Origin of the sequence: Streptomyces kronopolitis, assembly GCF_050953795.1 — a bacterium.
GTDB lineage: Bacteria > Actinomycetota > Actinomycetes > Streptomycetales > Streptomycetaceae > Streptomyces > Streptomyces kronopolitis_A.
The window spans coordinates 3,526,032-3,538,969 of record NZ_CP191850.1; the positions used below are offsets into that span (position 1 = coordinate 3,526,032).

The 12,938-nt window shown below is 71.6% G+C and carries 7 protein-coding genes; 1 reads left to right on the forward strand and 6 read right to left on the reverse strand.

Annotation, left to right across the window (positions count from 1 at the left end):
* Positions 1-16 precede the first annotated feature (16 nt).
* From ACQP17_RS15430 to sbnB, 3 genes are all read right to left on the reverse strand, one after another.
* The gene (locus ACQP17_RS15430) at positions 17-7,927 is read right to left on the reverse strand and encodes an amino acid adenylation domain-containing protein (RefSeq protein WP_433856832.1); all 7,911 of its coding nucleotides are present in this window, start codon (positions 7,925-7,927) and stop codon (positions 17-19) included.
* 87 nt (positions 7,928-8,014) lie between these two features.
* Positions 8,015-9,016 (reverse strand): 2,3-diaminopropionate biosynthesis protein SbnA, encoded by a 1,002-nt coding sequence (gene sbnA, locus ACQP17_RS15435; protein WP_433856833.1) that lies wholly within the window; start codon positions 9,014-9,016, stop codon positions 8,015-8,017.
* Between the two features lie 46 nt (positions 9,017-9,062).
* Positions 9,063-10,106: a 2,3-diaminopropionate biosynthesis protein SbnB gene (sbnB, locus tag ACQP17_RS15440; RefSeq protein WP_433856834.1), complete on the reverse strand. Its 1,044-nt coding sequence runs from the start codon at positions 10,104-10,106 to the stop codon at positions 9,063-9,065.
* A 256-nt stretch (positions 10,107-10,362) separates the two neighbouring features.
* On the opposite strand from sbnB, the gene ACQP17_RS15445 reads away from it, so the two are divergent.
* The gene (locus ACQP17_RS15445) at positions 10,363-11,115 is read left to right on the forward strand and encodes a response regulator transcription factor (protein WP_433856835.1); all 753 of its coding nucleotides are present in this window, start codon (positions 10,363-10,365) and stop codon (positions 11,113-11,115) included.
* Here ACQP17_RS15445 and ACQP17_RS15450 read toward each other — a convergent pair.
* Genes ACQP17_RS15450 through ACQP17_RS15460 form a run of 3 tightly spaced genes read right to left on the reverse strand, consistent with a single transcriptional unit; the run spans position 11,069 to position 12,926 of the window.
* Positions 11,069-11,812 (reverse strand): 4'-phosphopantetheinyl transferase family protein, encoded by a 744-nt coding sequence (locus ACQP17_RS15450; RefSeq protein WP_433856836.1) that lies wholly within the window; start codon positions 11,810-11,812, stop codon positions 11,069-11,071. The two genes, ACQP17_RS15445 and ACQP17_RS15450, sit on opposite strands and share 47 nt — an antisense overlap.
* A complete protein-coding gene (locus tag ACQP17_RS15455) occupies positions 11,809-12,663 on the reverse strand; it encodes a hypothetical protein (protein ID WP_433856837.1) in 855 nt (284 codons plus the stop codon). Before ACQP17_RS15455 ends, ACQP17_RS15450 begins: the two co-directional genes overlap by 4 nt.
* Positions 12,660-12,926: an acyl carrier protein gene (locus ACQP17_RS15460; RefSeq protein WP_433856838.1), complete on the reverse strand. Its 267-nt coding sequence runs from the start codon at positions 12,924-12,926 to the stop codon at positions 12,660-12,662. The genes ACQP17_RS15455 and ACQP17_RS15460 overlap by 4 nt, the downstream gene beginning before the upstream one ends.
* Positions 12,927-12,938 lie beyond the last annotated feature (12 nt).

The window sequence follows — 12,938 nt, forward strand, 5'->3', positions numbered from 1 at the left end:
GTGGGGTGCACGGCGTTCACTGGAGGTCACCGAATTCCATGTCGAACTCGTCGAGTTCCTCGTCCGACAGCGCGACCAGCGGTGCGTCGGGAGCCACCGGCCGGTACGTGGACGGTGTGGGGTCTGTGGTCTGCGTCGTCGCGGCCAGGGCGGCGGGGGTCTTGTCACGGAAGATGTCCCGTGGGGTGAGGGTCAGCCCTGCCTTACGGGCGTGGCCCACGACCTGGATGGAGCTGATGCTGTCGCCGCCGAGGCTGAAGAAGTCGGCGTCTGCATCGACGTGGGAGAGGCCGAGTACCTCGGCGAACGCGGCGCAGAGGATCTCCTCGTGGGGCGTGCGCGGCGGGCGGCCGGTCGCGGCGGTGGTCGGCCGCGGGGCGCTGAGGGCCTTGCGGTCGAGTTTGCCGTTGAGCGTAAGCGGCAGCACGTCGAGGGTGACGAATTCGGTGGGGACCAGGTACGGCGGCAGCGCACGCAGCAGCGCGTCGCGTACCTGAGCGGGAGGGGTGTCACCGACGAGGTGGCCGATCAGGCGCTTACGGCCGACGGCGTCGGTGTGCACCTGCGCGGCGGCATCCGTGATGCCCTCGACACCGCGCAGAGCTGCCTCGATCTCACCGAGCTCGATCCGCCGTCCGCGGATCTTGACCTGGTGGTCGCGCCGTTCGAGGAATTCGAGCTGGCCGTCGGCACGGTGGACCACGCGGTCGCCGGTCCGGTACATCCGTTCGCCCGCCGGGCCAAAGGGGTCCGCGGTGAACGTGGCAGCCGTGCGGACCGGATCGCCCAGATATCCGCGCCCCACTCCCGTGCCGGCCACGTACAGCTCACCGGGCACGCCGACCGGAACGGGACGCAGTGCGTCGTCGAGCACATACAGCCGGGTGTTGCGCACCACCCGCCCGATCGGCACCCGGGCACCCAGCTCACTGTCCGCCGTCAGGACGGCGTGCGTGACATCGTCGGAGCATTCGGTGGGACCGTAGGCGTTGACCAGGGGAATGTCCGGGAAGCGGGCGAACCACCGGCGGCAGACATCGGCGGGCAGCGCCTCGCCGGTCACCACGAGATGCCGCAGCTTGGGCAGTGACGGGAAGTCCCCGGTCGTCTCCCACGCGTCCAGTGCGGCACGCAGCAGTGAGGGCACGACCTCGAGAACGGTGATGTCCTCGGTGCGGGCGAGCGAGAACAAGGCATCGGGATCCGCGGCGCTCGCGCGGTCCACGGTGCGCGTCGTCCCGCCGGCGACCAGCGCGGCGAGCATCTGCCACACCGAGATGTCGAAGGTCACCGGGGCGTTGTGCACCAGCACATCGCCCTCACCCAACCCCAGGTCCTCCACCTTCGCCAGCAGATGGTTGACCATCCCCCGCCGGTGCACCATCGCACCCTTCGGACGACCCGTGGAACCGGACGTATAGATCACATACGCCAGATCGTCCCCACCACCACACACCGGCCCCAGACCCCCGGCCCGCACACCCACGGCCGGCAACGGCGCATCGAGAACGAGGACCCTGACCGAGGAACCGGCCCCCGCCACGATCTCCTCAGCCCGCGCCCGCTCACCAGGCCCCGCCAGCAGGAAACGCACACCGCTGTCCGCCAACAGCCCCACCTGCCGGGCCAACGGCGCCTCCACATCCAACGGAAGCCACGCGGCGCCCACACCCAACACGCCGAGCACACCCGCCACATATCGCACGCCGGGCTCGCCCAGCACCGCCACCAGCGAGCCCGTACCCACGCCGGCCTCCGCCAGCCGCCCGGCGACATGATCGGCGTACACCGCCAACGCCGCATACGAGACCTGCACATCGCCGTCCCGCACCGCCACCCGGTCCGGCCGCGCCGCGGCATGCTCGCGCACCCGCTCCACCACACCGGTGAAGCCACCCGCACGCTCCGTCGCGTTCCACTCCACCAGCAACCGCCGCGACTCCTCCTCGTCCACCAGCCCGAGCGCGGCCAGCGGACGGTCCGCGGAGGTGAGGACCGAGGCGAGCAGGTGCAGCAGACGGCTGCCGAGACGCTCGACGGCGTCCCGGGTGAACAGGTCGGGCGCGTAGTCGAAGCGCAGGTCGAGGCGGTGACCGGCGCCGGGCAGGACCGCCAGGCTCAGCGGGTAGTGCCGCCCGTCGCGGGCCTCGGCGTCCAACAGCCGCAGACCGGTGGCGGAGGCGCGCACGCTCTCCTCGTCGAGCGGGAAGTTCTCGAAGAGCAGGACCGTGTCGAAGAGGTCGCCGAGACCGGCCCGGTTCTGGATCTCCGCCAGGCCGACGTACTCGTGCGGCATCAGGGCCGACTGCCGTTCCTGGATGCCGGCCAACAGATCCGCGAGCGTCTCCTCGGGCCGGGTGCGCACCCGCACCGGAACCGTGTTGAGGAACAGGCCGATCATGCCCTCGACGCCCGGCACCTGCGCCGGACGGCCAGAGGTCACCGCGCCGAAGAGGACGTCGTCGCGACCGGTGAGCGAGCCCAGCAGCAGCGCCCAGCAGCCCTGGAAGACGGTGTTCAGGGTCAGCCCGCGCGCACGCGCCCAGGCAGCCAGGTCGGCCGCCAGACGCTCGGGGACGGCCCTGCCGACCGTGTCCGCGAGGACCGCGGCACGCTCGACGCCCTCCGGGGCGGCCAGCGTCGGCTCCTCCACACCGTCCAGCGCCGCCTCCCACTCCGCGAGCGCCGCCCGTGTGTCCTGCTCCGTCAGCCAGGCGAGGTAGTCGCGGTAGGGCACGGGCTCAGCCGGTGCGCCTGCGTCGCCCCCGTAGAGCGTGAACAGCTCACGCACCAGGAGCGGCATGGACCAGCCGTCCACCAGGCTGTGGTGGATCGTCCACAGGAAGCGGTGCCGGTCCGGGCCGGTGCGTGCCAGGACGAAGCGCATCATGGGCGCCGCCGCCGGGTCGGACAGGTCGAAGCGCAGGGCGCGTTCCTCGTCGGCGAGGCGGGTGGCCGCCTCGGCCGTCTCGGCCGCGGACGTCCGCCCGGCGGTCAGGTCCGTCTCCCGCCACGGCACCTTCACCGCGTGCGGGATCAGCTGGACGGGAGGGCCCGACTCGCGGTGGCGGAAGGACGCCCGCAGGTTGGGGTGCCGGTGCAGGAGCTCGGCGCAGGCGGCGCGGAGCGCGGTGGCGTCCACCTCTCCCCCGAGTTCCAGGCCGAGCTGGAGGACGTAGGGGTCCACGCCGTCCCGCTCGAACTCGGACAGGAACAGCAGGCCCTTCTGCAGCGGCGCCAGCGGCAGCACGTCGGCCAGCCCAGTGGCCGACAACTGTGTCTCGTAGGAGTCGAGTTCCTTCTGCGACAACGAGACCAGCGGCAGGTCGGACGGCACCCGGCCGCCCGCCCCGGGCCGCGCCGCGTGCGCCACCAGCAGCTCCAGGGCGCGGAACCACGTCCGGGCGATGTCGCGTGCGTCCCGGTCGGGGAGGATCTCTGCGGCCCAGAGCCAGTCGGCGACCAGGTGGGGACCGTCGGGACGGTCCTCGGTGACCGGGGTGACCTCCAGGACATGTGGGAGCGGCATGTCGGGGGCGGCGGCGGTGCCGATCGCGGCGCCGCCGCCCGCCAGCGACCAGTCGGCCGTACCGGAGGCACCGAACCGGCCCATGTAGTTGAAGCCGATCTGCGGGCGGGGGTGGCGGGCCAGGAGGGCGCTGGTCTGCGGGTTGAGATACCGCAGGAGCCCGTAGCCGATGCCGTGGTCGGGGATGGCCCGCAGCTGTTCCTTGATCCGTTTGAAGGTGGCGCCGACCGCGTCACCGCCCGCCCAGATCTCGTCCCAGTCGAGGTCGCCGGGCGCGAGCCGCACAGGGAAGGCGCTGGTGAACCAGCCCACGGTGCGGGAGAGATCGGTGTGGTCCACGACCTGTTCACGGCCGTGCCCCTCGAGTTCGATCAGGGTGTCGGCGGGGCTGTCCGCGGCGGTGGTACGGCGGTGCCAGTCGGCCATCGCCAGCGCCAGCGCGGTCAGCAGCACGTCGTTGATCTCGGCGTGGAACGCCGTAGCGACCTCGGTGAGCAGGGCGGTCGTCTGCTCGGCCGGCAGCACCAGCCGCAGCCGGTGCGCGGTCGCGTAGGTGTCCCGCGCGGCGTCCAGGCCGCGCGCGCCGAACAGCGGCTCAGGGCCTCGCGCCTGCGCGGTCCACACCGGCAGCTCCGCGGTGCGGGCGGCAGTGCGCGCGTCCTCGGCCAGCAGCCGTGACCAGCTGCGGTACGAGGTGCCCACCGCGGGCAGGGCCGGGGTGCGGCCCGCCTCGACGGCCGACCAGGCCGCGGCGAGATCGGGCAGCAACACCCGCCAGGAGACGCCGTCCACGGCGAGGTGGTGCACCATCAGCAGCAGCCTGCGGGGCCGCCCGGGGCCGGCGTGCAACAGGACGGCCTGGAGCAGGTCACCGGTGGTGGGGGCGAGGCGGCGCTGCGCGAGGGCGGCCTGTGCGAGGACCACCTCGTCCTCGTCCGCGTCGGCCGGCACCTCGGTCTCGTGCACCGCACCCGTCAGGTCGACCGTGCCCTGCGGCCGTACCTTCAGCGTCCACAGGCCCTCCACCGGCACGTCCAGCTGCATGCGCAGCGCGTCGTGCCGGTCGACGACACCGTGCAACGCGCGGGTCAGCCGCGCGGTGTCCACGTGGTCGGGGACCCGGACCACGACGTACTGGGCGAAGGAGCCGACCGGTCCGGCGACCGCGCCGCCGTCCTCCCGCAGCTGGTGGGCGATCGGCATGATTTCCAGCTCACCGATTCCGTCGTCCGCCCCGACGACCTCGGCCGCGCCGGTCGTCGTCCCCGCCGCGGCGGCGAGGGCGGCCGGGGTCTTGTGGCGGAAGATGTCCCGTGGGGTGAGGGCGAGGCCGGCCTTACGGGCGTGGCTGACGACCTGGATGGCGCTGATGCTGTCGCCGCCGAGGGAGAAGAAGTCGGCGTCGGCCGCGGCCGACGACAGACTCAGCACCTCGGCGAAAGCGGTGCACAGGAGCTCCTCCTGTGGCGTGCGCGGCGCACGGCGCACGGTGGTCGCGGCCGCGTCGGGAGCAGTGAGCGCCTTGCGGTCGACCTTGCCGTTCGAGGTGAGCGGAAGGGCGTCCAGGGCGACGAATTCACCGGGGACCATGTACGCGGGCAGGACGAGCAGCAGGTCGGCGCGCACCTGCTCGGGCGCGGCGCCGCCCACCAGGTAACCCACGAGACGCATACGGCCGGTGGCGACATCGGTGTGCACCTGCGCCGCACCGTCCGTCACGCCCTCGACGGCCCGCAGCGCCGCCTCGATCTCCCCCAGCTCGATCCGGCGGCCCCGGATCTTGACCTGATGGTCCCGGCGCTCCAGGAACTCCAGCTGACCGTCCGGGCGATGGATCACCCGGTCGCCGGTCCGGTACATCCGCTCGCCCACGGCTCCGAACGGGTCCGCGACGAACGTCGAGGCCGTACGCCCCGGATCACCGAGATAGCCGCGCCCGACGCCCGTGCCCGCCACGTACAGCTCACCCGCGACGCCCCTCGGCACCTGCCGCAGGGCGTCGTCCAGCACGTACAGGCGCGTGTTGCGCACCACCCGGCCGATGGGGGTGCGTGTCCCCAGCTCGCTGTAGGCGTCGATCACGGCGTGGGTGACGTCGTCCGAGCACTCCGTCGGGCCATAGGCGTTGACCAGTGGAATGCCCGGCCAGCGCGCGAACCAGCGGTGGCACACGTCCACCGGCAGCGCCTCACCCGTCACGACCAGGTACCGCAGCTTCGGCAGTGACGGGAAGCCGCCCGCCGTCTCCCACGCGTCCAGCGCCGCGCGCAGCAACGACGGCACGACCTCCAGCACCGTCACGTCCTCGCCGGCCGTCACCGCGAACAGCGCGTCCGGGTCGGCCGCCACCGTACGGTTCACCACGCGCGTCGTCCCGCCGGCGACCAGCGCGGCGAGCATCTGCCACACCGAGATGTCGAAGGTCACCGGGGCGTTGTGCACCAGCACATCGCCCTCACCCAACCCCAGGTCCTCCACCTTCGCCAGCAGATGGTTGACCATCCCCCGCCGGTGCACCATCGCACCCTTCGGACGACCCGTGGAACCGGACGTATAGATCACATACGCCAGATCGTCCCCACCACCACACACCGGCCCCAGACCCCCGGCCCGCACACCCACGGCCGGCAACGGCGCATCGAGAACGAGGACCCTGACCGAGGAACCGGCCCCCGCCACGATCTCCTCAGCCCGCGCCCGCTCACCAGGCCCCGCCAGCAGGAAACGCACACCGCTGTCCGCCAACAGCCCCACCTGCCGGGCCAACGGCGCCTCCACATCCAACGGAAGCCACGCGGCGCCCACACCCAACACGCCGAGCACACCCGCCACATATCGCACGCCGGGCTCGCCCAGCACCGCCACCAGCGAGCCCGTACCCACGCCGGCCTCCGCCAGCCGCCCGGCGACATGATCGGCGTACACCGCCAACGCCGCATACGAGACGCGGTCCTCGCCATCGGCCACAGCCACCGCGTCCGGACGGGCGGCGGCGTGCTCCCGCACCCGCTCCACCACGCCTGTGAAGCCGCCTCCGCGTTCCGCGGCGTGCCACTCCTGCGACAGCCGCCGCGACTCCGCCGCGGTGAGCACCCCGACGCCCGCCAGCGGACGGTCGGCCGCCGCGTGCGAGAGCGCGTCGAGGAAGGCGGTGAAGCGATCGCGGTGTGCTTCGAGCTCGGCGGCGGAGTAGAGCGCGGGGTTGGCGTTGAGGTGGATCTCCACGTCGTCGTCGCCCGCCGAGTCGGAGACGGCGAACATGAAGTCGTTGACGATGCCGGTGGAGAGGTTGGTGAGGGTGACCGCGCACGGGCCGAAGGCGAGTTCCGGCTCGGGCGGCAGGACGTTGACGAACGGTCCGAACGGACGCCGGTCATCGACCCGCAGGCCCATGTCGCGGCGCACCCGGTCACCCCGGTAGCGCTGGTGGTTCAGCGTCCGCAGCAGCGCGTCGGCGACCGTGCGCAGCAACTGGTCCGGCGTGGTGCCGGGCGCGATGGCCACGCGCAGCGGCAGGTAGTTGGCGACCATCCCCGGGACCGAGCGGCCGGCGGCGGTGGTGCGTCCGTTGACCGGCAGGGTCAGCAGGATCTCGTCGGCGCCGGTCAGCCGCTGGGTGTACGCCGCGGCGGCCGCGATGACGAGCGTCGGCCAGGTCACCCGGGTCCGGCGCGCGGCGGCACGCAGACGCCGCACGACCGGCTCCGGCAGCGTCGTGCTGCGGCGCAGGAAGCCCCGGGCCGGGGCCGGCTCGCGGCGGGAGAAGCTGACGAGGTCGGGGGCGTCGGCGTAAGTACGGGCCCAGTACGCCCGGTCCCGCTCGGCACGGCGCGAGGAGGCGTACGCGATCTCGTCGTCCACCAGGACCTTCAGCGGGGGCAGTTGCCCGTCCCCGGTCGGCCGGCCCTCGTGCAGGGCGGTGTAGAGCGCGGCCAGCCGCCGGTAGAACAGCGGGCGCACGAAGCTGTCACTGACGATGTGGTGCGCGCACAGGTAGAGGAAGGCACGGTCCGGGCCGAGGGTGAGCAGCGCGGCCCGCATGAGGGGGAAGGACGTCACGTCGATCGGCCGGTCCAGGTCCCGGCTCATCCACGCGTGGGCGGCTGCCTCGGGATCGTCCGCCGCGCTCAGGTCGACCGTGGTGTACGGCAAGGACTCCAGGGGCTCGACCGTCTGTCGGGGCTCGCCGTCCTCCTCGGTGAAGCGGACGCGGAAGCACTCGGCCTCGGTGAGGGCCAGGCCCAGCGCGGCTTCGAGGCGGGCGGCGTCCAGCGGGCCGCGGATGTCGAAGCGGTCCGCCATGTTGTAGGCGAGGTCACCGTCGGCGAACTGCTCGTCGAACCAGATCTCGGTCTGCGCCGCGGTGAGCGGCAGACCCGGCTCGATACGTGCACTCATGACGACAACCTCCTGGAGGTCCTGCGGGAAGGGTGGGTGTGCGGCGGGCCGGTGGTCCGGGGCCGCGCGAGGGGCGGGGAAGCGGGGCTACGCGGTGGCCCTGCTCGCCGCGGACAGCTCATCCGCTTCGGACAGCTCGTCCCTGTCCAGGCCGTAGATGTCCTGGAGCCACTTCTGCTGGTAGACGGTGTCCAGGTAGTGATCCCCCAGATCCGGGGAGATCGCGACACCGAGGATGTCCCGCTCCGGGCGGTTCACGGCGATCCACTGCTGGGCGCCGCTGAGCACGGTGCCGGTGGAGCCGCCGAGGACGAAGCCGTGCCGGACCAGGCGGTGGCACATCCGGATGGTGTCGGTCTCGGGCACGTGCACCACGTCGTCCACGTACGAGTCGTCGAGGATCTGCGGGCGGACGCTGGTGCCCAGTCCGGGGATCATGCGCGGGCCGGGCGGGGTGCCGAAGGTGACCGAGCCGACGCTGTCGACGGCGACGACGGTGACCGAGGGCTGGTTCTCCCGGAAGTAGCGGGCACAGCCCATCAGGGTCCCGGTGGTGCCGGCGCCGATGAACAGCACGTCGAGGTCCGGGAACTGGGCGCCGATCTCGGGCCCGGTGGTGCGGTAGTGGCTCATCCAGTTGCCGAGGTTGGCGTACTGATTGAGCCAGATGAAGCCCTCGCCGCCGGCGCACAGCTCCTCGACGTGGCGGATGCGGGCGCCGAGCAGGCCGCCCTCCTCGTCGGGTTCGGTGATGATCCGTACCTGGGCGCCGAGGTTCTCCATCCGCTGGCGGTTGGCCAGCGTGCACCGACTGTCGGTGACGCAGATGAAGCGGTACCCCTTGCTCGCCGCGACCAGGCTCAGTGCGACGCCGAGATTCCCCGACGACGATTCGACCAGGGTCATCCCGGGCCGTAAGGCGCCGGACAGCTCGCCCCGCGCGATCATTTCCACGGCGGCTTTCAGCTTGATGGAACCGGCGAAGTTGAAACCCTCGCACTTGAGATAGAGCTGCGCACCGAGCACGGACTTCAGGTCGATGAAGAGATCCGGCACATTGAATTCATGCGGGGCGGATATAACAGGCACGTTCGGTCCTCCCTACCGCAGGGCTGGTCCTGTAGAAGGGTTACGGTTACTTTTTCCCGTGCCGGGACAGCTCGTGGAAGAACCCGTCGATCTCGCGCAGTTCACTCGCCCTGACGAGTTCGTCGTACACATGCTTGGCGACGGTCAGGTCGAGTACTCCCAGACCGAACGGCGAGAAGACCACGGGTCGGTTGCGGGGCACCTTGACCATTCCCGTCATCACATTGTGCAACGTCCCGTTGATGAAGTACCGGTTGCCCACTTGCTGTTCGACAAGGTGCACCGAGGTATCGGCCTTCAGGACATGCTCGACGTCGTCCACGAAGTTGGACGAGGCCTTGATGATCTCGGGGCCGAGGTCGCGCAGCGAGACGTTGAGCACCACCGGGTTGTGCGCGAACCACACCGGGTTGGTGACGTACGGAGTGCCGGCGACGGTCGCGAAGACGACCAGGTCGCTGTTGCGGATCAGGCTCTCGGCGGAGTCGTGGACCGTCGTACGGGCGGTACAGCCGGAGGCCCGCAGGTGGCTCTCGAAACCGGCGGCGTAATCGGAACTGAGATCGTGTATCCCGATCTCGTCGAAATTCCACCCGTTGCCGGCGAGGTAGGTGTGGATGTACCGGGCGATGAGACCGGTTCCGATGAATCCCACGCGCGCCGGACGGCCGCCCTCACGGGTGAGCCAGTCGGCGGCCAGCGCCGCGGAGGCCGCCGTGCGGACCGCGCTGATGATGGAGCTTTCCATGCAGGCGAACGGGTATCCGGTCTCCTGGTCGTTCAGGATCAGCACGGCGGACGCGCGCGGCAGTCCCGAGGCGATGTTCTCGGGGAAGCTCGAAATCCACTTGATCCCGTCGACCCCGATTTCACCGCCCACGGAGGCGGGCAGCGCGATGATGCGCGACGACGGCCGGTCCTCGAACTTCAGGAAGTAGGAGGGCGGGTTGACGGTGTCGCCGATGCCGTGCACGCGATAGGCGTAGTCGACCAGATCGACGATCTGCTTCTCTTGCCCGTCCAAAACTCGGGAAACCTGCTCACCCGAGATGACGGAGAACGACGGTACCTCAGTGCCAGAGGAGGGCATGCAAACTCCACCATTGATCCGGGACGCCTACGTCGGCGCCGCGGTCCGCGGGCGCGTCAGGGGCATCGTTGCCGGAAAGCCACACTTCCCCACGCCACTGACGTTTCGATGACCATTCGATTACCGCTGCGGCCGACCGCAGGGTGGCCGGATTCGTCATCGATTTGTCACTGGCCCGTCAGTGAGAGTGGGTACAGTCCGGTGCGTAGAGGCGCTGTGTGCGGCGTCGGACAACCGACTGTCGCCGGGGGGCCTGATGCGCGTCGTTCTCGGAGAGGACCTGTTCCTGCTGAGGGAAGGCATGGAACGCCTGTTGGCGGCCCATGGCTGCGAGGTCGTCGCATCCGTCGACAACGCCCCCGAACTGCTGCGGGCGCTGCTGAACGAGCGGCCGGACGTGGCCATCGTGGACGTGCGGCTGCCACCGAGTTTCACCGATGAGGGGATTCAGGTCGCCCTGGAGGCGCGCCGCCGCATCCCCGGGCTTCCCGTGCTGGTGCTGTCACAGTACGTCGAGCAGTTGTACGCCCGGGAACTGCTCGCCGGCGGTGAGGGTTCGGTCGGCTACCTGCTCAAGGACCGGGTGCTCAACAGCGGCCAGTTCATCGAGGCCGTGCGCCGCGTGGCCGACGGCGGCACCGCCATGGACCCCAAGGTCATCGAGCGCCTGCTGCACAACGGCTCGCGCCGCGAGCCCCTGGACAGCCTGACCCAGCGTGAGCTGGAGGTGCTGGGCCTGATGGCGGAAGGCAAGTCGAACGCCGGCATCGCCGAGTCGCTGTTCGTTACCGACAAGGCCATCGGCAAGCACATCAACAACATCTTCAGCAAGCTCCAGCTCCTGCCGTCCAAGGACGACAACCGGCGGGTGCAGGCGGTCCTGACCTACCTGAACAACGACACGTCCCGGAGCGTCCCTCTGCAGGCCCCGCCGCCGGCCCGTACGCCGGCGGGCGCGCCGCTCAGCAACCCGCCGCGGCTGCCACCCGGGGCATTCGCCACCGCCTGACCTCGACGCGCACCGGTTCCGCCGAGGGCTCTGCCGCCACGGCCAGCGACGCCGCGTACCCCTCGCCCGCCGGGACCCCGTGCAGCGACCAGTGCCCCGGCACGCGCCCCGCGGGGTCCGTGACCGCAGTGCCGCCGTCGGCGTCCGGCCCCGTTCCCACCGGCAGCCCCAGGCCGTGCACCATGCGGCCGCCGGCCGCCTTGACCCACGCCTCCTTGCGGGTCCACAGCCGGGCGTAGCGCGCCGCCGACTGCAACGGACCGGCCGCCGTGCGGACGAACTCCGCCTCCGCGGTGGGGAACCAGCGCCCGGCGCTGCGGGACCGGTCGGCCGGGCGCACCCGCTCCACATCGATGCCGACCGGTCGCCGCGCGGCGACCGCCAGCAGCGCCAGCTCGCCGGAGTGGGAGAGGTTGAAGCACAGCCGTGGCTGGCCGGCCAGGGCGGGCTTGCCCCAGCGGCCATGGGTGAAGCACAGCCGCTCCGGCGGCAGCCCCAGGCAACCGCCGAGGAGCGAGCGGGTGGCGCCGTGCGCGATGACGAAGCGCCGCCGGTCGTCGGGGAGCGCCTGCCGACCGCGCCGCCGCTCCTCGGGGCCGAGCAGCGCGGCCAGGCCGGCGACCACGTGCGGGGGCGCAAACAGCGGTATCCGCCAGACGTACACGGTGCCGTCCGGCGGATATCCGGTGAAGGTCATACCGTCGCGGCCCCGAAGTCGACGACACAGAGGGAGAGTTCCCCACGGCCGGAGCCGTCCGGCCCCTGCGATACGTAGTCGGCGACGACGACCGTGCCGCCTTCCCGGGTGAAGTCGGGCAGCCGTTCCGCCAGCAGCCCCCACACGCCGCTGCACGGGAACTCCGTCGACGGGCGCACCACCTCCGTCCGCGCTCCGGACAGCGGGGTGATCCGCTCCGGGGCGAGGCCGGCGCCGGCGATGAGCGTGGTCACCACCCCGTCTTCCAGGACCGCGCGCAGCTGGCTGTCCGCCTCGTCGGGGGTCAGCCCCGCGTACTGCCGCACCTCGGTCGGCGCGCCGGGACCCGCGGCGGACAGCACCAGGGCGGCAGCGCCGTCCCGGGCGCCCACGCCCTGGCGGGGCGGCCGGGGGTCGGCGGGCGTGGTCGTCTGGTCCATGGCCGTGACCAGTACCCGGCCCGCCTGGCCCGCCGCGGCGTATGCGCCGGCCAGCCGCAGTGCGGTGTACGGGGCCGCATCGCCCTGGTCACTGAGGGCGAACCCCAGCGGCCGGCCCGGGACCCGCTCGCTCAGGTAGGCGACCGCCGACTGCCTGGGGTCGAAGTCCGGCTCGGCGGAGGCGAGGACCACCAGGTCGAGCGGGTCGTCGAGGGCCGGCAGGGTGTCGAGCAGCCCCTCGGCCATGCGGGAGAACGTGTTGCGGTGGGCCCGCTCCAGCCGCTCCTGGTCGAAGGTGGTGCCGTACAGCTCGGCCATGTCCGTGTAGATGCGGACCAGGAAGGGGTCGGCCGGTGCCGGGGGCCGACCGTCGAAGGCGCGGTGCGCGGCTCCCGCGAGGCGGAGCGTCACCGTGCGGCGGCCACGTAGTCGGCCAGCGTGCGGACGGTGGCGAAATGGCTCATCTCCAGCTCCTCGGTGTCGAACTCGACGTCGAGGACCTCCTCCAGGCGCATGAGCAGGTCGAGGACGCCGGTGGAGTCCAGGCCGTAGTCGTCGAAGAGCTTGGCGTCCGGGCCGAGGTCCGGCAGCTCGCGGTCGAGTACCTCGGCGAGCGCCTGGCGCACGGCAGCGACGGTCTGCTCCTGGGCGGCGGGCTCAGCTGTCTGGGGCACGGCGGTTCTCCT

Coding starts and splice junctions, on each gene's coding strand:
- ACQP17_RS15445 (WP_433856835.1), top strand. CDS start 10,363: ATGCGCGTCGTTCTCGGAGAGGACCTGTTCCTGCTGAGGGAAGGCATG.
- ACQP17_RS15450 (WP_433856836.1), bottom strand. CDS start 11,812: ATGACCTTCACCGGATATCCGCCGGACGGCACCGTGTACGTCTGGCGG.
- ACQP17_RS15430 (WP_433856832.1), bottom strand. CDS start 7,927: ATGAGTGCACGTATCGAGCCGGGTCTGCCGCTCACCGCGGCGCAGACC.
- sbnB (WP_433856834.1), bottom strand. CDS start 10,106: ATGCCCTCCTCTGGCACTGAGGTACCGTCGTTCTCCGTCATCTCGGGT.